This window comes from Phaeobacter piscinae (assembly GCF_002407245.1).
Taxonomy (GTDB): Bacteria; Pseudomonadota; Alphaproteobacteria; order Rhodobacterales; family Rhodobacteraceae; genus Phaeobacter; species Phaeobacter piscinae.
The window spans coordinates 2,577,149-2,600,766 of the sequence record NZ_CP010681.1; the positions used below are offsets into that span (position 1 = coordinate 2,577,149).

Genomic DNA, 23,618 nt, shown 5'->3' on the forward strand with positions numbered 1-23,618 from the left:
CCGCGCATGGCGTCGGATAAAATGGCGGCGGCACCGGGCAACGCCCCGGTGTTGCGCCTGCAGAACATCACCAAACGCTTTGGCAATGTCACCGCAAACGATGACGTGAGCTTTGATCTGTTTCCGGGCGAAGTTATTGCCCTGCTTGGGGAAAACGGGGCGGGCAAGACCACGCTGATGAACATTCTGTTTGGTCAGTACACAGCGGATGGCGGCGGCGTGGAGCTGTTTGGCGCCCCCCTGCCGCCCGGTGCGCCGCGCGCAGCGCTGGATGGCGGCGTCGGCATGGTGCATCAACATTTCACGCTGGCGGACAACCTGACGGTCTGGGAAAACATCACCATTGGTGTAGAACCGTTGCTGGGTTTCGGCCTGCGGGCCGGACCGGCCAAGGCCCGCATCCGCGCGCTGGCCGAACAGTTTCACCTGAAGGTCGATCCCAACGCAAAGGTGTCCCGGCTCACCGTGGGTGAACGGCAGCGGGTTGAGATCCTGAAGGCGCTCTACCGGGACGCCCGGATCCTCATCCTGGACGAGCCGACAGCGGTCCTGACTCCACAGGAGGCCGATGCGCTCTTTGCGACCCTGCGCGAAGCGATCAGCCTGGGGCTGTCCGTGATCTTCATCTCGCATAAACTGCATGAGGTGATGGCGATTTCAGATCGGGTTCTGGTGCTGCGCCATGGCAGACTGGTGGCAGAACGAATGACCGCTGACACTGACAGTGACGAACTGGCTGCGCTGATGGTCGGGGCCGATGTGGTGCCGGCGAATTTTGCCGCCAACACACCCGGCCCTGCCCTGTTGCAGTTGCGCGACGTCACCACCCCCACCATCGGCGCTGCCCCCGGATTGCAGCGGGTCTCGCTGGATCTGGCGGCAGGGCAAATCACAGGGCTGGCCGGGGTTTCTGGCAATGGACAGGCGGCACTGTCGGATTTGATCTCAGGCCTGATCTCGCCGCAATCTGGCAGCTTGGTTCTGAATGGCGGCGATATTGCCAACTGGACACCACGCAAAGCCATCACCGCCGGTATCGCCCGCATCCCCGAAGATCGTCACAAAACCGGGACAATCGCGGATTTCGATCTGACGGAGAATGCAATCCTTGAAACCTACGCCACCCGTTTCAGCCACCGGGGCTGGCTTGACTGGCGGGCCGCGCGCGACTTCGCGAAGACCGTGATCGCGGGCTATGATGTCCGCTGCCCCGGCCCGGACACCCGCATCCGGCTGCTGTCCGGTGGCAATATGCAGAAGCTGATCCTTGGCCGCGTGTTGGAGCAGGCCCCGCAGATCATCCTCGCCAATCAGCCGGTGCGCGGGCTGGATATCGGTGCCGTCACCTATGTGCATGAACAGCTGGCCAAAGCCTGCGCCCGGGGTGCGGCGGTTCTGCTGATATCTGAGGATCTGGATGAAATCATGCAGCTTTCTGATGTGATCCATGTGATCAGCGAAGGGCGTCTAAGCCCCGGGTTTGCCCGAGGCTCTAAACAGCCAGAAGACCTGGGGGCTTGGATGGCCGGTCATGGCTTTGATACGCCACAGACGGAGGATGGCCATGCGGCTTGAACCGATTGCCGCGCCCAGCTGGCAGCGGCGGCTGATGCCGCCTGCGCTGGCGCTGTTGGCGACCTTTGCCATCGCCGCGCTGCTGGCGCAGATCGCGGGCGGGGAGCCGCTGTCGATCTTTGGCCTGATCCTGACCGGCGCGTTCGGGTCGAAATTTGCGCTGCTTGAGACGCTGAACCGGGCAACGCCGCTGATTTTTACTGGCCTCGCCATTGCCGTCGCCTTTCGCGCCAAGCTGTGGAATATCGGCGCTGAGGCGCAGCTTTATGCCGGGGCGGTGATCACAGTCGTGCTGGGCACCGGCGCGCTATCCCTGCCTGCCCCGCTGCTGCTGCCGCTTCTGGGTCTGGCCGCGATGGTCGCCGGGGCGGCGCTATTGCTGGGGCCTGCGCTGCTGAAAACGCGGCTGGGGGTGGATGAGGTGGTCACCACGCTCTTGTTCAACTTCATTTTTCTACTGTTTGTCTCCTACCTGCTGGAAGGGCCGCTGAAGGATCCGATGGGGATGGGCTGGCCGAAATCGCCACGGCTGAGCCCCGAGGCACGGCTGCCGCGTGTGGTTGACGGGCTGCGGCTGCACTGGGGGTTTGCGCTGGCGCTGATTTCGGCGGTCGCGATCTGGGTGATCAATACACGCACCACGCTGGGCTATGAGATGCGCGCGGTTGGCCAAAACGCCGAGGCCGCTCGATTTGCTGGTATTCCGGTGACGCGGGTGATCCTGAAAACCGCGCTGCTATCAGGGGGGCTGGCCGGGTTGGCGGGCTATTCCGAGGTGGCGGGTCTGAAAGGGGCGCTGACGCTCGATCTCAGCCCCGGTTTTGGCTACACGGGCATCGTTGTCGCCATGCTGGCGCTGCTGCATCCCCTTGGCGTGGTGTTTGCAGCGCTGTTTGTTGCGGCGATTTTCGTCGGGGCGGACAGTATGAGCCGTGCTGCCGGGGTGCCGAGTTATCTGGCCGATATCATGTTGGCCTCTGCTCTGCTGCTGATGGTGCTGGCGATCCTTTTGAGCAAATTCCGGCTGCGGAGGGACTGAGATGGACATCCTCGAAATCCTGTTTTCCGCCAGTTTCTGGGCCGCCGCCATCCGCATCGCCTCCCCACTGATTTTCGCCACATTGGGAGAACTGATCTGCGAACGCGCCGGTGTGCTGAACCTCGGGATTGAGGGGATCATGGTGGCTGGCGCCTTCTCCGGTTGGATTGCCGTCTGGGCCGGACTGCCGCTCTGGGGCGGGGTTGGTGTGGCGCTGCTGACCGGCATGGGTTTTGGCCTGCTGCATGCCACGCTCAGCGTGCCCTTTGGGCTGTCGCAGCATGTGGTCGGCATCGGGCTGACACTTCTGGCCACCTCCCTGACCTTCTACACCTACCGCGTGGTGCTGCCGGAGGTGTCCTCACCCCCCAAGATCGACGCCTTCCAGCCCTATGAAATCCCACTTCTGGCGGATCTGCCACTACTTGGCCCGGCGCTGTTTTCCCAGACACCACTGACCTATGCCGCCTTTGTGCTGGCCGGGCTGTGCGCCTATACGCTGTATCGGACGCCGCTGGGTCTTGCAGTGCGGGCCGCAGGCGAGAACCCGTCGGCAGTGGCCGCACAGGGGCTGTCAGTGACCGCGATCCGCATGGGCGCGGTGATTGTCGGCAGCGGGTTTATGGCGGTGGGCGGCGCGTTTCTGACGCTCTCGGCCTTTGACAGTTTTTTCTTCGATATGGTGAACGGGCGCGGCTGGATCTGCATTGCGCTGGTGGTTTTTGGCGCGTGGAGACCGGGCAAGGCGGTGCTGGGTGCGATCCTTTTTGCCGCCTTTGATGCGCTGCAGATCCGCCTGCAACAAACCGGGATCGGCGCGGTGGTGCCCTATCAGTTGTTCCTGATGCTGCCCTATATTCTGTCGATACTGGCGCTGGTCGTGATGTCGCGCCGTGCCGAGGTGCCTGCTGCGCTGATGGTGCCATTCAACAAGGGAGAGAGATGATGTTGGACCTGTTGATCAAGGGCGGCACCCTGCCCGACGGTTCTGTCGCGGATATCGGCATCACCGGCGATCGGATCAGCGAGGTTGCGGCCTCCATCACAGCCGAGGCGACGGAAGTCATTGATGCCAGCGGCGATCTGGTCGCGCCACCATTTGTCGATCCGCATTTCCACATGGATGCGACGCTGTCCTATGGGCTGCCGCGGCTCAACGCCTCTGGCACGCTCCTGGAGGGGATCAGTCTCTGGGGGGAGCTGCGCGAGGAGGCCAGTGTCGACGATATGGTCAGCCGCGCGCTGACCTATTGCGACTGGGCCGCCAGCATGGGGTTGCTGGCGATCCGCACCCATGTGGATACCACCCCTGATCACCTGCGGGGCGTGACCGCGATGCTGGAGGTCCGCGAGGCCGTGAAGGAGTATATCGACCTACAACTCGTCGCCTTCCCACAGGATGGGTTGTACCGGGCTGAAAACGGGCGCGAAAACCTGATCCGCGCGCTGGATATGGGGGTCGATGTAGTCGGTGGCATCCCACATTTCGAACGCAGCATGCAGGATGGCGCGGACTCGCTGCGTGACCTTTGCAAAATCGCGGCGGATCGGGGTTTGCAGGTTGATATCCACTGCGACGAGACCGATGACCCCCTGTCGCGTCATATTGAGACCCTGGCGCAGGAAACCCTGCGGCACGGGTTACAGGGACGCGTTGCGGGCAGTCACCTCACCTCCATGCATTCGATGGACAACTACTACGTCTCCAAGCTGCTGCCGCTGATCGCCGAGGCTGAGATTGCGGCCATTCCCAATCCGCTGATCAATATCGTGTTGCAGGGACGGCACGACAGTTTCCCCAAACGACGCGGGTTGACGCGGGTGAAGGAACTGCTGGAGGCAGGTGTCACGGTGGGCTGGGGGCAGGATTGCGTGCTGGATCCCTGGTACAGCCTTGGCACCGGAGACATGCTGGATGTGGCCTTCATGGGGATGCATGTGGCGCAGATGACCCACCCGGATGAGATGGCCCATTGCTTCACCATGGTGACCGACAGCAATGCCGCCATCATGGGGCTGGAGGGCTATGGGCTGAAGAAAGGTGACCGTGCATCGCTGGTGGTGCTGGATGCGGCCACCCCGACCGAGGCGCTGCGTCTGCGGCCTGCGCGCCTTGCGGTGATTTCACGCGGCAAGGTGATCAGCCGAAGCGCGCGCGGCGATGCGGCTCTGTCCATCCCCGGCCGCCCGGCACAGGTGCGGCGACGTCATCAACGGCCCGGATGACCTGACTTCAGAGCAGTAGATACGGCAGGCCGACCGCCGCCACGGCCAGTAACAGCAGGGCCACCAGCATCACCAACCCGTCGCGGGTCAACATCGCAACGGCGAGGCTGCTGACCACAATTCCCAGCGTGGAAGAACTGAATGGCACCAGTTCCAGTATGGGCATAGCCAGCCCGCAAAGCGCGCAGATGACCCGTGGGATTGTCAGAAAAGGCTGCCGCAGCAAAACCTTGACGCGGGCCTCCGTGTGACGATCCAGAAATCGCGCCATGCGACGCATCGGACCCAGGACCTTTCGCGCACGGTCAGAGGAGACCCGCTGCCTTCGAAGCCAATCCGGCAACCAGAGATGATCGCGACCTAATGCCATCTGACCTGCAATCAGGAAGATCAGCATCCCGCAGATTGTGGAGAATAGCGGCACCCCGCTGAGAGGGGACACGACCGCCATTGCAGGGAGCAGCAGGGTCGCCGACATCGATGAGTGGCCCAGATCCTCCACAACGTCCGCAACGCTGATGCTGTCTTCCTCGAGCAGCTCTGTTGTGGCGTCGATCATCTCGGCAACGGGTTGGTTTTCGGCGGTCATTCTGTGCAGCTCCTATTTGCGGCGCGCGTCGGATATACGGGCAAAACGTGTTCAAGCCGCCGTGGTTCCGTCGTGTCCGCGCCGCAACCCGCCGAACCAAGCCAGTATAACAACCTCCAGCGCCAATCCCGGCTGTGTTTTTTCAAGGCAGCCCGCGGCCCCGCGGGAACCGTTTCCTCATGCAGGGCGTTAGCCCAGCGCAACCCCGTGATGAGACGGGACGGGCTCTGTATGATCGGAGTCAAAACGTGGCTGCGACCGGGAATCTCCCCGCGCCCCACCCTTCCGCTGGTCGCAGACTGGCGCGCATAAGACCGGGAAACATTCCGGATTGGACACGGCCTCAGCGCCGCGAAACGAAAGGAAATTGATATGCGACTTTTCATTGCTGCTCTTGCTCTGGCCGGTCTGGCCGCTTGCGAAACCACCGAAGGGTTCGGCCGCGACGTCTCAGATCTTGGCGATGCCATTACCGAAGAATCTCAGGAAGCGCAGTAAACCAACTGCGCCCGAACACCCCGTCAGATACGTTCTGGCGGGGTGTTTTTGTATTTGAGGTGAGCGTGCGAATTTTGTCGTGACATCTACACCCGTCTACGGTTGACCTAGCCCTGAAGTCACAGAACCATTGCGGTGCGGCAGCCCGCCTTGATTTCGATCCGCTGCCGAAATTTCACATCTGCGCCCCAGACCGAGGATGCCCATGCCAGACTTCCCTGCCCGCCGCCCAGTCATCGCTGTATTGGGCGCGCGCCCTACCATGGCATGCATCATCTGCCCCCAGCGCGCGCTGCAGATGCTGCTGCACGGTCTGGCATTAGTAACCCTGATGATATCCTTGCTGATGCCGGTTCTGGCGACGGCCCAGACCAGCAGCGAACCGGTTCAGACGGACAGTGCCATCCAACTGGACGGCAAAGCGGCTCCGGATGCGCAGATCCGTCGCCGGATTGTCGAACTTCTGGGGGAAATCGACGGGTTTGATAAGGTCGATGTCTCAGTCTCCAATGGTGTGGTGACCCTTGCGGGCGAGGTGCTGGACAATGCGCGCCAGACCCAACTTACCACCATGATTGAGCGGATTGACGGCGTTGTAGCGATTGAGAACCAGACCCTGGTCAACGGTCGGCTGGACGAGCGGCTGGATTCCGCCTTTTCAAGACTGAAAGAGCGGACCCGCAATATCATCGCCAATGCGCCGATCTTCTTTGTTGCGATGCTGGTCTTCGTGATGATCTCCACCTTTGGTTGGCTGGTCACCACCCGGCTGCGGATCTGGCAGCGTCTGGCACCCAATTCCTTTATCGCAGAGGTCTACAGCGCGGTTGCCCGCATCGCCTTCATCATATTGGGGCTGGTGGTGGCATTGGATATCCTCAACGCAACCGCGCTACTGGGCGCGGTTCTGGGGGCTGCGGGTGTGGCGGGGCTGGCCGTTGGTTTTGCGGTGCGCGACACGGTGGAGAATTTCATCGCCTCAATCCTGCTGAGCCTGCGGCAACCCTTCCGACCGAATGATTTTGTCGAGATCGCAGGCGATATGGGCACCGTGGCCCGGCTGACCTCGCGTGCAACCATTCTGATCTCACCGGAGGGCAACCATATCCGCATCCCCAATGCGACCGTATTTAAGGGCCGGATTGTGAATTACACACGGGACGCCAACCGGCGGTTTGAGTTTGAGCTGGGGGTAGATGCGGATGCCGATCTGGCGGGGGCGCTGTCAACCGCGGTTGATGCGTTGCAATCGCTGCCCTTCGTGCTGCGCGATCCGTCGGTCGGGGCCTGGGTCAAGGAAGTAGGCGATTCCAACGTGATCTTGACCTTCACCGGCTGGGTGGACCAGACCCGCAGCAGCTTCTTGAAGGCCCGCGGCGAGGCGATCCGCACCGCCAAGACCGCCCTGGAGAGCAACGGATTTGGCCTGCCGGAACCGATCTACCGCCTCCGCGTGGATGCCAATGCAGCGGCCAGCCTGTTGCCGATCGCTGATCAACCGCGTGACGCCGCCGCCGATCCGTCGCCGCAGGCTGCACCAACTGCGGCAGAGACTCCGCTTCCGGCAGCCGCTGATCCGGCGCGGGTTGAAGACGCCAATGAGGAAGCTGCCACCCGTGAACGCAACGCCCCCGACGGCGGTGGCGATCTGCTGAGTGAGGGTCAGAAAGCGGAATAAACCTCGCACAACGCAACCGTGTGGGCCGATGTTTCTGCGGAACAATCGCTGATGTCTCTGCGTTGCCCCAGAGACAAAGGAGCATCCCATGGCAAAAACCCACAGCCCCTCCGTTAAAAATGACAGCACCTATGATGCCCTGCGCGACAAGGGCTATAGCAAGTCCAAGGCCGCAGCGATCGCCAATGCCCAGGCCAACGACAATATGGCCCCCTCTGAAAAAGGCGGCAAAGCGCCCCCATATGAGGATTGGACCAAGGATGAGTTGATGGAGCGCGCCCGCGAGCTTGAGGTTGAGGGGCGTTCGACCATGAACAAAGACGAACTGATTAAGGCTTTGCGCAACGGCTGACACGGTCAGGCCCGCGCTGCGCGGTCTCTAACCCCTTTCAACCAGGAGACGTGATAGATGGTAGAATATGCTGGAATTGGCGGGCTTATTGTCCTGCTGTTATCGATCTGGGCAATCGTATCAATTGTCGGATCCAACGCCAGCACCGGCAAAAAGGTCATCTGGGTGGTTTTTGTTCTGATCCTGCCCATATTTGGGTTCATCTGCTGGCTGCTTTTCGGTCCGCGCGCGCGCTAACCGCTGCGCTTTAATTCGATGATACAAAAACAGCGCCGTCTTTTGCGAGACGGCGCTGTTTGTTTTACATGTTCGGGAGGCCCGCAACGACCTCAGGTATTGAGCTGAAGCACATGGTGTACGCCGACGTCCGGGTGGCCTTCGGTCTCGCTCATGCTGGCGCGCAGCAGTTTCAGACCGACCAGAACCGCGTTGCCCTGCGAGGCCCAGACCGCCGCCTCCCGCGGGGTCATTCTCAATAGCGTGACCTTTGGATCATCGCGCCCCTTCTCGAACCATGCACCAACTGCAAAGCTCCACAGCTCATCCAGCTTATCAGGGTCATTGGTGACCTCAATCGGGCCGCGCACGCTGGCGTGATAGTCTTGGCCATCCGACACAAAGGTCAGCTGCGCGTCAGCGCCTAGGCCGGTTGCCTTGACCAGATCGCTGTCGGATGAGCTGATGAACCAGATCGCGCCGTTCTCTACGTCGGCGAAATGAGTCATCGGCTGTGGGTGTTGATTACTGTCGCGCACCGCCAGCATAGAGGTGCGGCGTTTTTCCAGTTGGTGCCAGAGTTGAGAAATCGCGTCGTCTTTCGTCTCGGTCTGTCGTGCCACGGGTGAAATCCTCTTTTCATAAACTTGCATCTGCCAATAGACATGCGCAGGGTGGCAGGTGCTGACCCGCCCCCCCCTACGCTGCTGCCAGATCTTGCAGTGGTTGTTTCTGGCGTCAGGCGAGCGTGCGGTCAGACCGAGGCAAAAAACTTGTCGAATTCGCGCTCAGCTTCTTCGCGGGCCTTACCATATTTGCTTTGCAACAGGCCGACCAGCTGTTCCCGATCTCCCCTGGCCTTCTCAAGCTCGTCGTCTGTGAACTCGCCGTAGGCCTCGTGGAATTTCCCCTTCAGTGTCGCCCAATTGCCTTTGATTTGCTCTTCGTTCATTTTCTGCTCCTGTCCTTTCTGTCTCATCGCCAGACCAACGTGTCGATATCAGCATGGTTCCCGAAAATTTTGCTCGCCCGCTGCGCTCAGCCCACAGCTCGCCTCATCTTTTCCCTGCTGTGGAGGGCCCTCTAGCTGGCAGTTGATACGATCGGGAACCAACCGCCTTGGTCGGCGTTGAGAGCATGAGCCATCCAGACAGAACAGGAGAGGCAGATGACCGACAACAGCAATACCTCGTCCCACATCGAACGAGCAAAGCACCACGCTAGCGAACTGGCCGAACAGGCACAGGATACTCTGCAGACTGAGGTGCGCGCCCGCGCTGAGGAGGCACAGGCGCAGGCAGCCGGTGAAGCCGCTGCCGTGGCCCGCGCCGCAGATGCGGCGGCTTCCGAGCTGCCAGAAGGATCCCTGCAGGCCGAAGCCGCTCAGCAATTGGCCCAGGGTCTTGAACAGTTCGCCGACAAGGTTCGAACTGCCGATCTCGACAAAGTTCTGCGCGACACCAGCGATTTTGCGCGTAGAAATCCGATGCTGTTTCTTGGTGGGGCCGCCCTGCTTGGCTTCGCCGCCACCCGGTTCCTGAAGGCTACTGCCTCGGACGGGAACTACAACCCAGCCCAAGAAGACGATTATTCCGGGGATCCGTGGGGAGCCTATGACGCTGACAGCGCCATGACAGGCGAAGCTGGTCGCGGCAATGTGCCGGGTACCACGCGGAGGGTGTCGTGATGGAAGAGCAGAACACAGCGGCCAGCCCGTCTGAGACGCCGGGTATTATTGTGACCGTGCTGAAGCAGATGTCTCAATTGATGCAGGATGAGGTTCGCCTGATGCGAGCCGAGATGTCCCGAAATCTATCACGCGCAGGGCTCGCGCTCACGATGATCGCTGTTGGCGCCGTACTGGCCATCGTGGGCCTACACGTGCTGGCCGCTGCTCTGGTCGCGGCCATTGCTGCCCTTGGCCTGAGCGTCGGCACCGCCGCACTAATTGTCGGTGGACCACTGATCGCACTGGCCGTGGGCCTTGTCATGCTGGGCGTCAATCGCCTGTCCCCGTCCGCGCTGATGCCGGACCGAAGCCTGCGCAATGTGCAGCGCGATTTGAAGACACTAAAGGAGACAACTCGCCATGCCTGATGCACCCGATCTGACCGACCTTGAAACTGATGTGGCACGCGACCGCGTGGCCCTGTCCAAATCCCTTGATACACTGGCCGTCAGCCTGTCGCCTGATCGCATTGCAGCGCAGGTCTCCGCCACCGCGTCCCACTACGGCGGAGAAATTTCGCAACAGCTATGGTCAACTGCACGGGCAAATCCGGCCGCACTGGCACTGGTAGGTACGGGTATCGCACTTCTGATGTCCGGCACCGGTCAGCGCCGTGCGGCTGGCGGTGTCCCACAGCAGCCAACGCCTGCCCATCCGCGCGTCGTGTCAGCGGAACACGCAGTTGCCAGCACAGGTCCGAGCGCCAAGCGCCTAGGTGCTGCACTGGATTACGGGCTCGACAAGCTCCCCCCAAAAGCGCGTAAGCAGGTCCGCAAAGCGCGTCTGACTGCACTCCAGATCCAAGAGGATCTGGAACGCCGCGCAGCAAGGCTCAGCCACGCTTCGCAGAAAGGAATTACTGCTCAACCTTTCGTGGCCGGCGGACTTGCCTTCGGTCTTGGAGCTATTGCGGCGGCCCTGCTGCCTCAAACCCGACAAGAAGACGCGCTACTGGGCGAGAAACGCGACGCGCTGATGGCCGAGGCCCGCGACATCATGCAGCAAGAGATGCGCAAACTTGCCGACAAGGGCGAAACGGCTCTGCACGATCAAGTCAGCAAGGGGCGGGACGCCTTGCACGCCTCGCTCAACTGATCCCGACGTGACCCCTTCCCCCTCCGGGTCGGAGGGGGTCATTTTGCACAAGGCCATTGCTGATGTTGAATTCCATGCTCTCTGACCGAGCCGCACGTATCATGTTGCTCATTCTGACAGCCCTCGCCCTTGGCCTTGCGCTATTCGTTTCCAAATCTGTTCTTGCGCCTGCAATTTTTGCGATGGTCGTCGGTATCGTGGTTTCTCCGCTTGCAGACCGGCTGCAAGGGGTTGGCATCGCACGCGTTATCGTCGCAGCCAGCCTGCTGCTGTTTTCCTGCGCTATCATTGTCCTGCTATTTTTATCGCTTGAGCCGCTGATCTCAGGCGTGGTTGAAGAGTTGCCAAAGATCAAGCGCGAGATCAAAAGCTGGGTCTACATGTTGTCGGGCCTGTTGCGCGGTATTGAGGCAATAAGCGAAGAGATCGAGCAAACGGTGGGCACGGGTGCTGCGAGCGCCGATGTCACTACCGGATTTCCGACACTGATGGATGCGCTCTGGGTGGCGCCCAACTTTGGTGCGCAGGTGTTCATTTTTATTGGCACCCTTTTCTTCTTCGTACTGACACGGACCGATATCTATGCAGCCGCCGGATCGCTAGGCCAACGGCTTTATCGCGCGGAACATGAGGTCGCGCGATACTTTGCCGCCGTGACCTTGGTGAACGCCGGTTTAGGTGTCGCCACTGCAATTGGGCTCGCCGCACTAGGGATTGATAGCCCGCTGATATGGGGGCTCGCGGCAATGCTGTTGAATTTTATCCTCTATTTGGGCCCGCTGATGATGATCGCAGGGCTGACCTTTGTTGGTATGACGCAATTCGGTGGTGCAGCTGCGCTGATGCCCCCCGCGCTATTTTTGACTCTCAACCTGATAGAAGCACAATTTGTGACGCCCGCCTTTGTCGGTCATCAGCTGCATCTGAGCCCGTTGGTGGTGTTTCTTGCCATTGTGTTCGGACTGTGGATCTGGGGGCCGGTCGGGGCGATCGTGGCCCTGCCTGTGCTACTCTGGATCGGGCAATTACTACGCTCTTCGGCGGAAGCACGCATGTCGTCAGGCGGCAAAAACGAGGTCGGCTGAACCGTTTCAACATGACAGTGATCGCCGAGTTCCGTCGCCGCTCTCACACCACATCTTCGGTAGCGCCCGGCAGCGGTTGCTGCAGATCCGCCATCTTCTGCGGATCATGTGGCACCAGAAAACCGCTGCGCGACTGCGGCAGACGGACACCGTTGAGTTGGACTTCACGATGCCACCAGTTAGCCGCAGTTTCGACTGCGCGGGCCTCCTCCGGCATCTGGTCCTGGTGCCACCAATGGGAACACATCGCCTGCCAAGCCTTGGCGACGCGCTGTTGATGAGTAATCCGCAGCGCCACTTCCGTATCCCAACGCATGGACCGACCATTCATGTTTGCAGATCCGATCATTGCGAAATTATCGTCTGCAATCAAAACCTTGCTGTGCACATAAATCACGGGAGATCCTGCCAGCACAGATGGCGCTTCGCGGTCCGCCAGAAATGGCTGAACGGGGCTTGCGATTGTGGCCCGCGCGCCAAAGGCCGCCTGCACCGTCTCAAGAGCCTGACTCTGCAACGCCATTCCATAGCGTGCATCAAGATCGCGGTTGCCCTCGAACGCCACATCATCTGGTAGCGCTGGCAAAACCAATATCAGCGAGAGATTGGGGTTGCGCTTGGCCGCGGCGGCCAACCCATCGGCCAATACGCTAGAACGCAGAAACTGGGTCTCCAGATATATCAGATGTTCTGCCCGTTCGAAGGCCGCCAAGTAATCCTCCTCTATCTCGCGCGATACCGTACGGGGCGACACCGCCCAGAACCCAAAGCGGCGCGGAGCAGAGATCGTGCATCGGATGTACTTTCCTTCCGGCGGCGTTTCCTTTCCAGCGACGTAGCGTTGGAAATTGCGCAGATAATGTGCGGCCTCCCGCGCCTCGGGTCCGCTGACCAGTAATTGCACATCCGCCCAGGTTTCTTGCGACGGCATATCATGTTTCAGCGTGTCCCGGCGCCGATCGTTGAGATCCAATCCACCAACATACAGGAGACGCTCATCAATCACCGCGAGTTTCTGGTGATGAGTAACCGGCCGGACCTCCGGGAGGACCTCATCGCCTGGAGCAGCCTTTGAAGAAGGGGTTTTGCTCCTGTCAGGGATCTGGGACTGCCTCATCTTAACAAACGGGCCAAAGGCAAGGCGCGGCAGGAGGCCGGCGCGCGCCGGGTGCATCGCGCCCTCGACCTGCAGTTGTCCAACCGGGTCATCGGTGGCACGCCGTGCCAACCGTGCTGCAATCTCCTGCGCCTGCGCCACACTGCGCTTGGTCTTCCGGTGCAGTTCCGGCCCCATGACCGGATCGAAATCACTGATCACCAAATGGAAATCCACGCCTCGAGCCACCACATGTTCGACCAGATCAGCCCATGTTTGACCTATGGCACGCGCCTCTGGACTGAGCAGAGCGGTCGAGAAATCGAAAATACGGAAACTGGCACGCACCTCTTTTCTAGCACCTAGAACCGCGCGTTCGAACGCGGGCCACGCCTGCGCCGCCGTTACCAGAACCTCAAAAACCTCTGGAGCGGTCGTGTCATCCGGTATGTCGGAGGTCCGCATCGCCATCTACACCCTTTTGTTCCGCAAGCCTCTCCGCTGCGGTATCATCGCTATGCGGGAAAATAACTTCGTAAGTAAACTTGGTCTTGGTTTCCGTGGTTTTGGCTTCACCGTTGAGTTGCGCGACGAACGCTTTGATAAGCTGCGCTCCGAGCCCGCTGGTAAAATGACGCTCTTCATGAGCCACGCCGCACCGCGGATCCAGAGCATTATGAATTTCAAGGCGGCAGAACCCGCCCTGCTCTACCTCAAAGTAGACCTGGACAACCCTCCGTCCATCTTCGGTCGCGGCAGCGTATCTGGCCGCGTTGGTCAATGCCTCGGCAACCAACATGGAGAGGTTTACCGCGTCATCTTGGTTGAGCGGAACTCTTTCCAACTTGGTTTCAATTGTCACAGCCTCATCAGAGCCTTGCGACATCGCCGCGACCTCCCTTGCCAGAGCCGTGATCAACTCCGCGGCATCAACGGTCGTCACGTCGGGGTTCGTGTTTAGGGATCGGTGAATCGCCGCCAGTCCACGAACCCTGCGCTGAAGTTGTGCCAGCACCGTGCGAGCCTCATCCGAGCGTGCCGCACGGGCCTGCATATTCATGATAGAGGCAATCAGTTGGAGATTGTTCTTCACCCGGTGATGAATCTCGCGCAGGAGGATTGTTTTCTCGCGCAGATCGATTTCACGGCGCTCTTCTGCCTTGCTAAGGATCAGGACCATCCGGTTGAACGACTGCTGTGCCTCGGCAAATTCACGAGGCGGGTTGGTGAGTTCCAGCTGCGCCTGCTCGCGCTCCCCCAAGGCATATCGCCGCATCGCCGTGCGCAGATCGCTCAGGTGACGGATCACCAAACGATGCAGGCCGAAGACACCAACACCCATTCCTGCAAGCCACATCAACACCGGAAAGGCTAGCGTAAAAACCCAGCCACCCGCGCCGGTGGCCACCTTGGCCTGTGTGGCAGGCCAACTCCCGACCACTGCAATCTGGCCTGGGATGATATCACTCACGGCAAAGAAGCGCTTTTCTCCCGAATTTGAAACCGCAAAGAAGGTCTCGCCCGATCGTGCCATCAAATCTCTGCGCTCCGATGTCTGCGGTAGAATTAACCCAGCCTGCGACAGGGGTTCGGACGCAGACAAGATCTCGCCCTGTTCGTTGATCGTGGCAAAGCGGATACCTTCCAGCCTCCAGTCATCGGTGAAAAAGCTGCTCGTCAGCCGATTGGGAATCGCCAGCACGAGATAGCCGACCGTGCCGCCCTCCGTATCCACAGGGAGTGTCAGGGATAATTCGAACCCATCGCTGCCATCGAGATTGCGTCCGACCCCATAAGTCGGCGCCCTCCGAGACAGCGCACGTTTGAAAATAGGGGTATTGGCGATGCTGCCCTGACCTCCGCTGGAGCTGCATACAATCCGTCCGTCGGGGTCAACCAGGCCCGCGAACGAATAGGCCGATTGCTCTGCCACAAATGATGACATCATCGCATTGCAGACGTCGGGCTGATCACGCAGGGGGAGCGTCACCGCGCTTAGCGCCTCTGCAGCGCCGTTTGTACGCTGCAGGAGTTCGCGCTCTGCCAAAGCCGCCTGCTCCGCGCGCGCCAAAATGGCAACGCGCGATAAGCGATCCGCCTCGTCTATCACCGAATAAGTCTGATAGATGGCAATCATGCCCAGCGGCAACAGTGCCAAGGTCATGAGAGCGGCAAGCCTAAGAAACAAACCGCCGGCCAGTGCCCGCCCCAACCTCATATTATGCCACGCTTTGCTGTGACACGATGCCGGCGGTGACTGTATCCGTCAGCTCCATCGGCTCGTCCTCGTCAAGGTTCATCAGCTCAGCCAGACGCGCGCGCCCGCGGTTGACGCGGCTCTTGATGGTTCCCACCTTGACCCCGCAGGTCTCCGCCGCTTCTTCGTAGGAGAAGCCGCCCGCGCCCACCAGCACCAACGCCTCGCGCTGTTCATCGTTCAATTGCGCAAAGGCTGCGTTGAAATCGCGCAAATTGAGGCGCCCGTCATGGTCCGGCTTCTGCGACAGCTGTTCGGACAGAACCCCGTCGGCATCTTCGACTTCACGGCGACGTTTCCGGCGCAAAGAGTAGTAGGTGTTGCGCAGGATCGTGAAGAGCCAGGCCCGCATATTGGAGCCCTCCTCGAATTTTTCGATGTTGGTCCAGGCCTTTACCAAGGTGTCCTGTACCAAATCATCAGCCATCGCGGTATTGCGTGTCAGGCTGATGGCAAAAGCGCGCATGGCGCCGAGATGATTGACCAACTCGTCTCTTGGATCACTCATTGGTATCACCTGTGCCATTGCCAGAGGACGTTATTGGCGTCGCTCCCTTTGCTTTCAGCTGATCCAGCAGGTCAGCAAAGCGGTCTGGGATTGGTTCGGACGCCAGTGTGTCGAAAGCTTTTTTAAGATTGCTGTCGATCTCGCGCTCGACCGCATCGCTGCGTTTTTCTGTGGACTTGTGCTTTTCCATACGATCCAACTATTTTTTTACGTAGGCTCGGGAACCAAACGCAGTCACCAAGCGTATGGTTCCATATGTATTCAGAAAAAAAGGGACATATCAAATGACCGCCCCGACGGGAGAAGTTCTTGCTAATCAGATTGGGTCTAACCTGCCATTTCTGCGTCGTTACGCCCGCGCGCTGACAGGGAGCCAGACAAGCGGTGACACCTATGCCCTTGCAACTTTGGAGGCGATCCTTGCCGAGCCCGATCGTTTTGAGCCGGAGCTGAAGGCAAAGGTTGCCCTATTTCGCGCCTTCCATGTAATCTGGAGCTCCAGCGGCGCCCCGGTAGAGTTCGATAAGCCCGACAGCGGGCTGGAGACGCAGGCACAGAAGCATCTGAGCAGGCTCACGCCCAACACTCGCGAGGCACTTTTGCTTCACACGATTGAAGATTTCAGCATCGCCGAGGTAGGACAGATCATGAGTATCGGCGCCGAGGAAGCGGGCGAACTGGTTAAGATCGCCTATCACGAAATGTCAAAATCCACCTCCGGTCGGATCATGATCATCGAGGATGAAGCAATCATCTCTATGGATCTAGAAGGCATCGTTTCAGACATGGGCCACCGCGTTACAGGCATCGCCCGTACCGAGGATGCCGCGCTGAAGCTGGCGCAGGAGGAAACGCCTGATCTAATCCTGTCAGATATTCAACTGGCGGATAACTCCAGCGGAATTGATGCGGTAAACAAAATTCTGGCTGCGCATTTTGACTGTCCGGTGATCTTTATTACCGCCTTCCCAGAGCGGCTGTTGACTGGCGAAGGCCCAGAACCTGCGTTCCTGATCTCAAAGCCCTACACCGAGGATCAGGTGCGGTCGGCTGTCAGCCAGGCGATGTTCTTCTCATCCACCGAAACACTCAAAGCCTAATCGGTGCCAAAGATCGCAATTTAAATAGCCGCCTGGAAACAGGCGGCTATTATTATTGAGCATCTATGGAAAGACGACGAGCCGCTCGCTGTCACGCTAGGCCGCCTCAGCTCTTGGCGATGGCGCGCAACATCCAGGCTGCCTGCTCGTGAAAGGCGGAGCGCGCGGTAGCCAGATCTTCCGTTACGATGTCTTTGCGCTCTCCGGCCAGTTCAGCGAGAGCATGCAAACGATGCGCCACCCGTTCATGACTATGCGCCAGATCCTCCACCATCTCTGCTGCGGTCAGCCCGCCGGCTTTGTCTTCCAAATTGGACCGGCTGACGATATCAGCAAGGCTGGAGGGAGCCAGGTGGCCCAAGGCGCGAATGCGTTCAGCCAGTTCATCGGTTGCGGCAAACATGTTTTCGTATTGTGCTTCGGTCAGCTTATGAACCGAGAAAAACGCCGGGCCTTCCACATTCCAGTGGTAGGCGTGGGTCTTGAAAACAAGCCGGTAAGTGTCGGCCAGCACGTCTGCAATGCCGCTGGCAATTACGGAAGTGTCGCGAACGCCGGTGGCAACATCATCACGGCTGGGCACAACTGAGAGCGCTTCGCTCATCTCATCGTCTCCTATGTCTGAGTTGTTATCGCTGTCCCAACGTGTGTCGATAGCGGAGGTTCCCTATTTTCTGTCAGGCGGGCCGACCACCGGTCGACCGATACGACAAGCTGAACACAAAACGGGCGGAAGTCTGCGCTTCCGCCCGCCTCTGGTTTGGATTAGCGATTGCATGTCACCTGCCTTTGACCACCCGTACCACCATCGCGAGGGCGAAGAGGATAAGGAATATAAAGAACAGGATCTGAGCAACCCCTGCAGAGGCCGACGCAACCCCACCAAAGCCAAACAGGCCGGCGATGGCTGCGACGACGAGGAATACCAGTGCCCAATAGAGCATGATCGTCTCCTTCGTGTCGTGTTGCGCTGTGATACCTGCCTAACTCTACGCGCGGGGCGATAGTTCCATGGAACCTTCGGCGCGTTGTGACGTTGAGTGGTGGAAAGGAGAATTTATCATGGCCGCGACCCAGACACAGAGTGAGACCAAGAAATCGACCCCTGCACGACGCGCAGAGGACAACAAAGCCGAGGAAGCCCAACCCATCGCCGAGAAGGTGAAGGAAGTAGGCGAACAGCTGGAGGATATGGCCACGCGTAACGCCCAAGCTCTCCGCGAGATTGCCCGTGAGGGTGCTGTGAACACATCGCAGGCAATGAGTGACCTCGCTGCGCAGAGTGAGGACTTCGTGAAGAAGAACCCGGCCCTTGCGGTCGCTGGCGCGCTAGGTGTGGGCGTACTGATTGGTATGGCTATGCGCAACCGCTACTGAGCTACCGCACTATGAGATTGAGAAAAAGGGGGGCCAACTGCCTCCCTTTTTCTGTTTTGTCAGATCTCGGCGACCAGCGGCAGCGCGATGGCGATCAAGTGAACTTTCGAAACAGCCGCGTGGTGTCGAAAATTGTATCCAGCTTCTCGTAGCGGGCGCGGGTCTCGTCCCAGCGCTCCTCCTGCGCGGAAGAGATCATCGCCTCCAGCAGCATCATTGTCGAGATGTTGGAATCCCAGGCTGACGGGATTTCCACCCAGCAGTTGAACGTCTGTGCCGCCACCGACACGATCGGGCTCGACCATTGATCGGTGATCAAGATCACCTGCACGCCCCGTTCCGAAGCCAGTTCAGCCAACCGTTGCAGATTGGTCTCATAGCGGCGCACATCGAACATCAGCAGCGTGTCGCCTTCGACCATATCCAGGACATAATGGGGCCAGGTTGCCGATGAGGACGTCATATGCGTGACCCGCTGTCGGATCGCCTGAAAATGGGTAAACGCGTAATCCGCAAGCGCCCGCGTGATGCGTCCGCCAACCACATAAAGCCGCCCTTCAGTATCGGCCAGCTGGCGGACGGCGGCATCAAATTGCTCTGAGTCGACATTGGAAAACGTCTGACTGAGGTTGTCGGTGACCGCCTGTGCAAATCTGTTCAGCAGATGCCCTTCCGGCGCCTCAGACGCCCAGTTCGCCCGGCGTTGGGTTGGCCCGGATCCTTTGGCCTCCAACTCCTTCAGCAAGGCCTGATGAAACTGGGGATACCCTTTGAAACCAAGCTTTTGCACCATCCGCGCCACGGTCGGCGTGGACACCTCCGCATTGGAGGCGACGATGGTGATAGAGGCCAGACCAGCGGCTGGGTAATTCGCCAGCAAGGCGTTGGCAAATTTGCGTTCCGCCTGCGTCAGACTCGCATATTGCTCCCGGATGAGTTCACGCACGGTGGCGGGCGGTTTTGTCACAGTCCGGCTATCCCTCTGCTTTGCCTGCAATTTAAGCACAGCTCCGAAACAAGAGCCATTCAAATCGCAGGTCGTCAAACTGGTGCTGAAAAGATATTGACACAAAAAGTTGTACGTGAAAACATTTTTCCAAAATCAGGGAGTACCCAATGTCACTGAGCGATTCCAACGCTCCATCTGCCGCCTCGCCAGATCTGCCCAACCGGGCGGTGGAGGTCTGGAATGCGACTGGAACCGGCGCGGTGCTGGTGCTGTGCGAACATGCCAGCAACCACATCCCGGCCCGATATGAGGGGCTTGGCCTGTCAGAGGAAGATCGCAGCAGTCACGCGGCCTGGGATCCCGGTGCATTGGCAGTAGCCAAGGGCCTGTCGGCGGCGCTGGACGCGCCATTGGTTGCAAGCTGCGTGTCGCGATTGGTCTATGACTGCAACCGCCCCCCCGAAGCCCCGAGCGCCATGCCCGCCAAATCGGAACTGATTGAGGTGCCGGGCAACCGCGATCTGGATGCAGCGGCGCGGGCAGAACGGGTTGCAACCGTCTACGACCCTTTCTGCGCGGCTGTGGCCAAGGTGATTGCAGATCGCAAGGCTGCTGGTCGTGAGACGATGCTGGTCACCGTTCACAGCTTCACCCCGGTCTACTACGGCAGCCCGCGCAGTGTCGAAATCGGCATTCTGCACGATGATGACACCCGTCTGGCGGACGCGATGCTGGGTGCGGCACCTGCGCTGCCCCACCGTCAGGTTGAGCGTAACGCGCCCTATGGCCCGCAGGACGGCGTCACCCATTCCCTGGTGCTGCATGGCCAAGACAACGGTCTGGCAAATGTGATGATCGAGATCCGCAACGATCTGCTGCGCACCCCCGAACAGGAAACCACCATGACCGAAGAGTTACTGTGCCTGCTGCGCCCGGCGCTGGCGACCCTCGTCACCAAGGGGGCCGCCAATGCCTAGAGCCATCAAAAGCTACGTGCGCGCCATTGATGCGATGAACCGGCTGATTGGCCGCTTTGCCATGTATCTGATCTTTGTGCTGGTGGGCGTTTTGCTGTGGTCGTCGATCTCCAAGACCTTCTTCAACCCCTCGCTCTGGACGTTGGAGACCGCGCAGTTTGTCATGGTTGCCTATTATATTCTGGGCGGGCCTTACTCGATCCAGATGGGCAGCAACGTCCGCATGGACCTATTCTACGGGTCCTGGTCGCTGAAGACCAAAGCATGGGTGGACGCCTTCACCGTGCTGTTCCTGATGGTCTATCTGAGCGTGCTCTTTTACGGGGCCATCAGCTCCACCGCCTATTCGCTGGGCTATTTCGGGCTCGAACCCTTCCAGTTCTTTGGCGACCTTCTGATGACCCTTGTGACGGAAGGTCTGGATGCTGCCAGTGCTAAGCTCGGCTATCTGGAACGCAGCTCTACCGCCTGGCGCCCCTTCATGTGGCCCATCAAAACCATCCTCTGTTTCGGCGTCTTTCTGATGCTGCTGCAATGCCTTGCTGAATTGTTCCGTGATCTCGGACGCCTTCGCGGAGACGACTTCTAATGTCCTATGAACTCATCGCCATTATGATGTTTGCCGGCATGATGCTGATGCTGATGACCGGTCAGCGCGTGTTTGGCGCCATCGGATTTGTCGGCGCCGTTGCGGGTCTCCTGCTCTGGGGTACCGGCGGCAGCGAAATTCCGTTTTCAGCAGCCATGAAACTGATGAAGTGGTATCCGCTGCTGACACTGCCGATGTTTATTTTCATGGGCTATGTGCTGTCGGAATCCAAGATTGCCGATGATCTCTACCGGATGTTCCACGTGTGGATGGGACCCGTCAAAGGCGGGCTTGCTATTGGCACCATCGGTCTGATGGTCTTGATTTCCGCGATGAACGGCCTGTCGGTGGCAGGTATGGCAATCGGTGCCACCATTGCGCTGCCCGAACTGTTGCGCCGGGGCTATGACAAAACCCTTGTGACCGGCACCATTCAGGCCGGATCCTCCCTGGGCATTCTGGTGCCTCCTTCGGTGGTGCTGGTTCTTTATGCGATGATCGCGCGCCAGCCTGTCGGGCAGCTCTGGCTTGCCGGTGTGGTGCCGGGGCTTCTGATGGCGACGATGTTCATCATCTACATCTATCTGCGCGCCCGCATGCAGCCCGAGCTTGGCCCGGCGATGAGCCCGGAAGATCTCGCCGAATATGAACGCATCAGCGATCATCCGCTGCGGCTGAACTATGTCGTGCTGGCACTGCTGGTGCTGGTGCCGCTGGTGGTAAAACTGGGTGTCATCGAGGCAAAGCCCGCAATCGGCGTGGCGCTGGTCGGGTCTGTTCTGGCCTTTGTGACCCGCAGCATTCCTGCCTTCTATCACGATGTCTTCATGCGTGAAAAATATCGCCTGCTGTTCTCCGGCGTGCTGCCGCTGGCGATTTTTGCCGCGATGATGGTGCCCTTTGTCAACGGCTGGACCTCGCTGGTGGAAAGCTCTGCCATCGGAGCCATGACCGCCTTTATCGCCGCGATCCTCAAGGGGCGCATGAACAAGGAGGTGTTTGAAACCTCTGTGCGCTCCACACTCGGCATCTCCTGCATGTTCATGTGGATCATCCTGGCCGCCCTTGGCTTTGGCGCGATCTTTGATGGTCTGGGTGCGGTGAAGGCGATCGAGGATCTGTTCACCACGCAGCTGGGGCTGTCGCCCTGGATGATCCTGATCCTGATGCAGCTGAGCTTCATCGTGATGGGTACATTCCTTGATGACACGGCGATGCTGGTAATTGTGGCGCCACTTTACGTGCCGCTGGTGGGCGCGCTGGGGTTCGATCTGATCTGGTACGGTGTGCTCTATACCATCACCACCCAGATCGCCTATATGACGCCGCCCTTCGGCTATAACCTGTTCCTGATGCGGGCGATGGCGCCGCCGGAAATCGGGCTCAAGGATATTTATGTCTCAATCATCCCCTTTGCGGCCGTGATGGTCGTGGCCCTGGCTTTGGTGATGATCTTCCCGCAGATCGCCCTGTGGCTGCCAGAATATGTTTACGGAAAATAACCCTCAGAAGAGCCCCGCAAGGGGGCCGGAATTTCAACATGGAGAAGAGATATGACGACAAGACGTAAGTTTATTCAGACTGCCGGTGTCGGTGCCCTCGCGGCTCCGCTGGCCACCCCTGCACTGGCCCAGTCCAAAATCACATGGCGTATGCAGACCTACGCCGGTGCGGCGCTGGCCGAACATGTGGTAAAACCCGCCATCGACATGTTCAACAAAATCGCAGGCGACCGTATGCAGATCGAGCTTTATTATGCCGATCAGCTGGTCCCCACCGGCGAATTGTTCCGCGCCATGCAGCGTGGCACCATTGATGCGGTGCAGTCTGATGATGACTCGATGGCCTCCCCGACCGATGTGACGGTCTTTGGCGGTTATTTCCCCTTTGCCTCGCGCTACTCGCTCGACGTGCCGGTCCTGTTCAACAAATATGGGCTGAATGAGATCTGGGACGAAGAATACTCCAAGGTCGGCGTCAAGCACATCTCTGCCGGCGCCTGGGATCCCTGCCACTTTGCCACCAAGGATCCAATCCGCAGCCTTGCCGATCTGAAAGGCAAGCGCGTCTTTACCTTCCCGACCGCTGGCCGCTTCCTCAGCCAGTTCGGCGTGGTGCCTGTCACCCTGCCGTGGGAAGACATCGAAGTCGCCATGCAGACCGGTGAACTTGACGGGATCGCATGGTCCGGCATCACCGAGGATTACACCGTCGGCTGGGCAGATGTGACCAACTACTTCCTGACCAACAACATCTCCGGTGCCTGGGCTGGGTCCTTCTTTGCCAATCAGGGCCGCTGGAACGAGCTGCCGGAAGATCTGCAGACTCTGTTCCGCGTCTGCTGTGACCAGTCGCATTATTACCGCCAGTGGTGGTATTGGGGCGGCGAAGCAGACCTGCGTGTCAACGGCCCGAAGATGGAGCTGACCTCAATCCCAGATGAAGAATGGGCAACGGTTGAGGAAGCCGCCTATAAGTTCTGGGATGAAATCGCAGCCGAAAGCCCGACCAAGGCCCGCGTTGTCGAAATCATCAAAAAGTACAACGCGGACATGCAGAAAGCCGGACGCCCCTACCGCTACGGCTAAGTCTACCGTCTAAAAAACCGGAGTTTGGCCCGCATGCGGTGGGCCAAACTCCTTTCAAAGGAATTTGCCAGACTTTTTGTCAAAAAGTTCTGGCC

28 protein-coding genes are annotated in these 23,618 nt (G+C 59.5%); 18 read left to right on the forward strand and 10 right to left on the reverse strand.

Annotated elements, in window-relative coordinates; translation table 11 throughout:
* Positions 1 to 6: 6 nt before the first annotated feature.
* The 4 genes from phaeop14_RS12095 to phaeop14_RS12110 are packed head-to-tail and all read left to right on the forward strand — an operon-like array spanning position 7 to position 4,840.
* Positions 7 to 1,575, forward strand: coding sequence for an ABC transporter ATP-binding protein (locus phaeop14_RS12095; protein ID WP_096789674.1), 1,569 nt, complete (start codon positions 7 to 9; stop codon positions 1,573 to 1,575).
* On the forward strand, positions 1,565 to 2,614 hold the full coding sequence (locus phaeop14_RS12100; RefSeq protein WP_096789675.1) for an ABC transporter permease: 1,050 nt from the start codon (positions 1,565 to 1,567) through the stop codon (positions 2,612 to 2,614). The genes phaeop14_RS12095 and phaeop14_RS12100 overlap by 11 nt, the downstream gene beginning before the upstream one ends.
* A 1-nt stretch (position 2,615) precedes the next feature.
* Positions 2,616 to 3,560: an ABC transporter permease gene (locus phaeop14_RS12105; RefSeq protein WP_096789676.1), complete on the forward strand. Its 945-nt coding sequence runs from the start codon at positions 2,616 to 2,618 to the stop codon at positions 3,558 to 3,560.
* Positions 3,560 to 4,840: an amidohydrolase family protein gene (locus phaeop14_RS12110; protein WP_096789677.1), complete on the forward strand. Its 1,281-nt coding sequence runs from the start codon at positions 3,560 to 3,562 to the stop codon at positions 4,838 to 4,840. The genes phaeop14_RS12105 and phaeop14_RS12110 overlap by 1 nt, the downstream gene beginning before the upstream one ends.
* Positions 4,841 to 4,847: 7 nt before the next feature.
* Here the strand turns inward: phaeop14_RS12110 and phaeop14_RS12115 are convergent, their stop codons facing one another.
* Positions 4,848 to 5,429: an exopolysaccharide biosynthesis protein gene (locus phaeop14_RS12115; protein WP_096789678.1), complete on the reverse strand. Its 582-nt coding sequence runs from the start codon at positions 5,427 to 5,429 to the stop codon at positions 4,848 to 4,850.
* Positions 5,430 to 5,801: 372 nt separating this feature from the next.
* On the opposite strand from phaeop14_RS12115, the gene phaeop14_RS12120 reads away from it, so the two are divergent.
* From phaeop14_RS12120 to phaeop14_RS12135, 4 genes are all read left to right on the forward strand, one after another.
* Positions 5,802 to 5,927: an entericidin A/B family lipoprotein gene (locus tag phaeop14_RS12120; protein WP_024096224.1), complete on the forward strand. Its 126-nt coding sequence runs from the start codon at positions 5,802 to 5,804 to the stop codon at positions 5,925 to 5,927.
* Between the two features lie 205 nt (positions 5,928 to 6,132).
* A complete protein-coding gene (locus phaeop14_RS12125; protein WP_096789679.1) occupies positions 6,133 to 7,605 on the forward strand; it encodes a mechanosensitive ion channel family protein in 1,473 nt (490 codons plus the stop codon).
* A gap of 88 nt (positions 7,606 to 7,693) precedes the next feature.
* On the forward strand, positions 7,694 to 7,957 hold the full coding sequence (locus tag phaeop14_RS12130; protein WP_040175408.1) for a DUF7218 family protein: 264 nt from the start codon (positions 7,694 to 7,696) through the stop codon (positions 7,955 to 7,957).
* A gap of 57 nt (positions 7,958 to 8,014) precedes the next feature.
* Positions 8,015 to 8,194, forward strand: coding sequence for a PLDc N-terminal domain-containing protein (locus phaeop14_RS12135; protein WP_027246380.1), 180 nt, complete (start codon positions 8,015 to 8,017; stop codon positions 8,192 to 8,194).
* A 92-nt stretch (positions 8,195 to 8,286) separates the two neighbouring features.
* Here the strand turns inward: phaeop14_RS12135 and phaeop14_RS12140 are convergent, their stop codons facing one another.
* Entirely contained in the window at positions 8,287 to 8,796 is a 510-nt protein-coding gene (locus tag phaeop14_RS12140; protein ID WP_040175411.1) for a pyridoxamine 5'-phosphate oxidase family protein, read from the reverse strand.
* Between the two features lie 131 nt (positions 8,797 to 8,927).
* Positions 8,928 to 9,125: a CsbD family protein gene (locus phaeop14_RS12145; RefSeq protein ID WP_096789680.1), complete on the reverse strand. Its 198-nt coding sequence runs from the start codon at positions 9,123 to 9,125 to the stop codon at positions 8,928 to 8,930.
* A gap of 216 nt (positions 9,126 to 9,341) precedes the next feature.
* Between phaeop14_RS12145 and phaeop14_RS12150 the strand changes: the two genes are divergently transcribed.
* The 4 genes from phaeop14_RS12150 to phaeop14_RS12165 all read left to right on the forward strand — a co-directional run bounded on the left by phaeop14_RS12150 (position 9,342) and on the right by phaeop14_RS12165 (position 12,082).
* Positions 9,342 to 9,860, forward strand: a complete 519-nt coding sequence (locus phaeop14_RS12150; RefSeq protein WP_244905766.1) for a hypothetical protein — start codon at positions 9,342 to 9,344, stop codon at positions 9,858 to 9,860.
* Positions 9,860 to 10,270, forward strand: coding sequence for a phage holin family protein (locus phaeop14_RS12155; protein WP_096789681.1), 411 nt, complete (start codon positions 9,860 to 9,862; stop codon positions 10,268 to 10,270). Before phaeop14_RS12150 ends, phaeop14_RS12155 begins: the two co-directional genes overlap by 1 nt.
* Positions 10,263 to 10,997: a hypothetical protein gene (locus phaeop14_RS12160; protein WP_096789682.1), complete on the forward strand. Its 735-nt coding sequence runs from the start codon at positions 10,263 to 10,265 to the stop codon at positions 10,995 to 10,997. Before phaeop14_RS12155 ends, phaeop14_RS12160 begins: the two co-directional genes overlap by 8 nt.
* 62 nt (positions 10,998 to 11,059) lie before the next feature.
* The gene (locus phaeop14_RS12165; RefSeq protein WP_040175416.1) at positions 11,060 to 12,082 is read left to right on the forward strand and encodes an AI-2E family transporter; all 1,023 of its coding nucleotides are present in this window, start codon (positions 11,060 to 11,062) and stop codon (positions 12,080 to 12,082) included.
* Between the two features lie 43 nt (positions 12,083 to 12,125).
* Here the strand turns inward: phaeop14_RS12165 and phaeop14_RS12170 are convergent, their stop codons facing one another.
* From phaeop14_RS12170 to phaeop14_RS12185, 4 genes are read right to left on the reverse strand one after another with little or no spacing between them, the layout of a single operon-like run.
* Positions 12,126 to 13,643 carry a phospholipase D family protein gene (locus tag phaeop14_RS12170; protein ID WP_096790305.1) on the reverse strand — a complete coding sequence of 506 codons (1,518 nt, stop codon included), beginning with the start codon at positions 13,641 to 13,643 and terminating at the stop codon, positions 12,126 to 12,128.
* Positions 13,618 to 15,342, reverse strand: a complete 1,725-nt coding sequence (locus phaeop14_RS12175) for a sensor histidine kinase (protein ID WP_244905767.1) — start codon at positions 15,340 to 15,342, stop codon at positions 13,618 to 13,620. Before phaeop14_RS12175 ends, phaeop14_RS12170 begins: the two co-directional genes overlap by 26 nt.
* 55 nt (positions 15,343 to 15,397) lie before the next feature.
* Positions 15,398 to 15,943, reverse strand: coding sequence for an RNA polymerase sigma factor (locus tag phaeop14_RS12180; RefSeq protein WP_040175420.1), 546 nt, complete (start codon positions 15,941 to 15,943; stop codon positions 15,398 to 15,400).
* The gene (locus phaeop14_RS12185; RefSeq protein ID WP_040175422.1) at positions 15,936 to 16,133 is read right to left on the reverse strand and encodes a NepR family anti-sigma factor; all 198 of its coding nucleotides are present in this window, start codon (positions 16,131 to 16,133) and stop codon (positions 15,936 to 15,938) included. The genes phaeop14_RS12180 and phaeop14_RS12185 overlap by 8 nt, the downstream gene beginning before the upstream one ends.
* A gap of 94 nt (positions 16,134 to 16,227) precedes the next feature.
* Between phaeop14_RS12185 and phaeop14_RS12190 the strand changes: the two genes are divergently transcribed.
* Complete coding sequence (locus phaeop14_RS12190; protein WP_040175424.1) at positions 16,228 to 17,043, forward strand: response regulator; 816 nt, start codon at positions 16,228 to 16,230, stop codon at positions 17,041 to 17,043.
* Positions 17,044 to 17,149: 106 nt separating this feature from the next.
* Here the strand turns inward: phaeop14_RS12190 and phaeop14_RS12195 are convergent, their stop codons facing one another.
* Together phaeop14_RS12195 and phaeop14_RS12200 are read right to left on the reverse strand one after the other, a co-directional pair.
* Positions 17,150 to 17,647, reverse strand: a complete 498-nt coding sequence (locus phaeop14_RS12195; protein ID WP_040175425.1) for a Dps family protein — start codon at positions 17,645 to 17,647, stop codon at positions 17,150 to 17,152.
* Between the two features lie 175 nt (positions 17,648 to 17,822).
* Positions 17,823 to 17,987, reverse strand: a complete 165-nt coding sequence (locus phaeop14_RS12200; protein WP_040175426.1) for a DUF1328 domain-containing protein — start codon at positions 17,985 to 17,987, stop codon at positions 17,823 to 17,825.
* Positions 17,988 to 18,105: 118 nt separating this feature from the next.
* Between phaeop14_RS12200 and phaeop14_RS12205 the strand changes: the two genes are divergently transcribed.
* A complete protein-coding gene (locus phaeop14_RS12205; RefSeq protein ID WP_096789684.1) occupies positions 18,106 to 18,420 on the forward strand; it encodes a hypothetical protein in 315 nt (104 codons plus the stop codon).
* A 94-nt stretch (positions 18,421 to 18,514) separates the two neighbouring features.
* Here the strand turns inward: phaeop14_RS12205 and phaeop14_RS12210 are convergent, their stop codons facing one another.
* Positions 18,515 to 19,387, reverse strand: a complete 873-nt coding sequence (locus phaeop14_RS12210) for a MurR/RpiR family transcriptional regulator (RefSeq protein ID WP_096789685.1) — start codon at positions 19,385 to 19,387, stop codon at positions 18,515 to 18,517.
* A 149-nt stretch (positions 19,388 to 19,536) separates the two neighbouring features.
* Here phaeop14_RS12210 and phaeop14_RS12215 point away from each other — a divergent pair, with 149 nt between their 5' ends.
* The 4 genes from phaeop14_RS12215 to phaeop14_RS12230 are packed head-to-tail and all read left to right on the forward strand — an operon-like array spanning position 19,537 to position 23,523.
* Positions 19,537 to 20,346: an N-formylglutamate amidohydrolase gene (locus tag phaeop14_RS12215; RefSeq protein WP_096789686.1), complete on the forward strand. Its 810-nt coding sequence runs from the start codon at positions 19,537 to 19,539 to the stop codon at positions 20,344 to 20,346.
* Positions 20,339 to 20,935 carry a TRAP transporter small permease subunit gene (locus tag phaeop14_RS12220; protein ID WP_040175430.1) on the forward strand — a complete coding sequence of 199 codons (597 nt, stop codon included), beginning with the start codon at positions 20,339 to 20,341 and terminating at the stop codon, positions 20,933 to 20,935. The genes phaeop14_RS12215 and phaeop14_RS12220 overlap by 8 nt, the downstream gene beginning before the upstream one ends.
* Positions 20,935 to 22,437: a TRAP transporter large permease gene (locus phaeop14_RS12225; protein ID WP_040175432.1), complete on the forward strand. Its 1,503-nt coding sequence runs from the start codon at positions 20,935 to 20,937 to the stop codon at positions 22,435 to 22,437. Before phaeop14_RS12220 ends, phaeop14_RS12225 begins: the two co-directional genes overlap by 1 nt.
* A 51-nt stretch (positions 22,438 to 22,488) precedes the next feature.
* Complete coding sequence (locus phaeop14_RS12230) at positions 22,489 to 23,523, forward strand: TRAP transporter substrate-binding protein (protein WP_024096202.1); 1,035 nt, start codon at positions 22,489 to 22,491, stop codon at positions 23,521 to 23,523.
* Positions 23,524 to 23,618: the final 95 nt, after the last annotated feature.

Excerpts from the sequence above, each read along its gene's own strand:
- phaeop14_RS12230 (WP_024096202.1), top strand. The coding sequence starts at position 22,489 with ATGACGACAAGACGTAAGTTTATTCAGACTGCCGGTGTCGGTGCCCTC.
- phaeop14_RS12120 (WP_024096224.1), top strand. The coding sequence starts at position 5,802 with ATGCGACTTTTCATTGCTGCTCTTGCTCTGGCCGGTCTGGCCGCTTGC.
- phaeop14_RS12135 (WP_027246380.1), top strand. The coding sequence starts at position 8,015 with ATGGTAGAATATGCTGGAATTGGCGGGCTTATTGTCCTGCTGTTATCG.
- phaeop14_RS12115 (WP_096789678.1), bottom strand. The coding sequence starts at position 5,429 with ATGACCGCCGAAAACCAACCCGTTGCCGAGATGATCGACGCCACAACA.
- phaeop14_RS12145 (WP_096789680.1), bottom strand. The coding sequence starts at position 9,125 with ATGAACGAAGAGCAAATCAAAGGCAATTGGGCGACACTGAAGGGGAAA.
- phaeop14_RS12125 (WP_096789679.1), top strand. The coding sequence starts at position 6,133 with ATGCCAGACTTCCCTGCCCGCCGCCCAGTCATCGCTGTATTGGGCGCG.
- phaeop14_RS12215 (WP_096789686.1), top strand. The coding sequence starts at position 19,537 with ATGTCACTGAGCGATTCCAACGCTCCATCTGCCGCCTCGCCAGATCTG.
- phaeop14_RS12195 (WP_040175425.1), bottom strand. The coding sequence starts at position 17,647 with ATGAGCGAAGCGCTCTCAGTTGTGCCCAGCCGTGATGATGTTGCCACC.
- phaeop14_RS12200 (WP_040175426.1), bottom strand. The coding sequence starts at position 17,987 with ATGCTCTATTGGGCACTGGTATTCCTCGTCGTCGCAGCCATCGCCGGC.
- phaeop14_RS12170 (WP_096790305.1), bottom strand. The coding sequence starts at position 13,643 with ATGCGGACCTCCGACATACCGGATGACACGACCGCTCCAGAGGTTTTT.
- phaeop14_RS12190 (WP_040175424.1), top strand. The coding sequence starts at position 16,228 with ATGACCGCCCCGACGGGAGAAGTTCTTGCTAATCAGATTGGGTCTAAC.
- phaeop14_RS12095 (WP_096789674.1), top strand. The coding sequence starts at position 7 with ATGGCGTCGGATAAAATGGCGGCGGCACCGGGCAACGCCCCGGTGTTG.
- phaeop14_RS12180 (WP_040175420.1), bottom strand. The coding sequence starts at position 15,943 with ATGAGTGATCCAAGAGACGAGTTGGTCAATCATCTCGGCGCCATGCGC.
- phaeop14_RS12130 (WP_040175408.1), top strand. The coding sequence starts at position 7,694 with ATGGCAAAAACCCACAGCCCCTCCGTTAAAAATGACAGCACCTATGAT.
- phaeop14_RS12105 (WP_096789676.1), top strand. The coding sequence starts at position 2,616 with ATGGACATCCTCGAAATCCTGTTTTCCGCCAGTTTCTGGGCCGCCGCC.
- phaeop14_RS12220 (WP_040175430.1), top strand. The coding sequence starts at position 20,339 with ATGCCTAGAGCCATCAAAAGCTACGTGCGCGCCATTGATGCGATGAAC.
- phaeop14_RS12205 (WP_096789684.1), top strand. The coding sequence starts at position 18,106 with ATGGCCGCGACCCAGACACAGAGTGAGACCAAGAAATCGACCCCTGCA.
- phaeop14_RS12100 (WP_096789675.1), top strand. The coding sequence starts at position 1,565 with ATGCGGCTTGAACCGATTGCCGCGCCCAGCTGGCAGCGGCGGCTGATG.
- phaeop14_RS12155 (WP_096789681.1), top strand. The coding sequence starts at position 9,860 with ATGGAAGAGCAGAACACAGCGGCCAGCCCGTCTGAGACGCCGGGTATT.
- phaeop14_RS12185 (WP_040175422.1), bottom strand. The coding sequence starts at position 16,133 with ATGGAAAAGCACAAGTCCACAGAAAAACGCAGCGATGCGGTCGAGCGC.
- phaeop14_RS12160 (WP_096789682.1), top strand. The coding sequence starts at position 10,263 with ATGCCTGATGCACCCGATCTGACCGACCTTGAAACTGATGTGGCACGC.
- phaeop14_RS12110 (WP_096789677.1), top strand. The coding sequence starts at position 3,560 with ATGTTGGACCTGTTGATCAAGGGCGGCACCCTGCCCGACGGTTCTGTC.
- phaeop14_RS12165 (WP_040175416.1), top strand. The coding sequence starts at position 11,060 with ATGTTGAATTCCATGCTCTCTGACCGAGCCGCACGTATCATGTTGCTC.
- phaeop14_RS12150 (WP_244905766.1), top strand. The coding sequence starts at position 9,342 with ATGACCGACAACAGCAATACCTCGTCCCACATCGAACGAGCAAAGCAC.
- phaeop14_RS12225 (WP_040175432.1), top strand. The coding sequence starts at position 20,935 with ATGTCCTATGAACTCATCGCCATTATGATGTTTGCCGGCATGATGCTG.
- phaeop14_RS12175 (WP_244905767.1), bottom strand. The coding sequence starts at position 15,342 with ATGACCTTGGCACTGTTGCCGCTGGGCATGATTGCCATCTATCAGACT.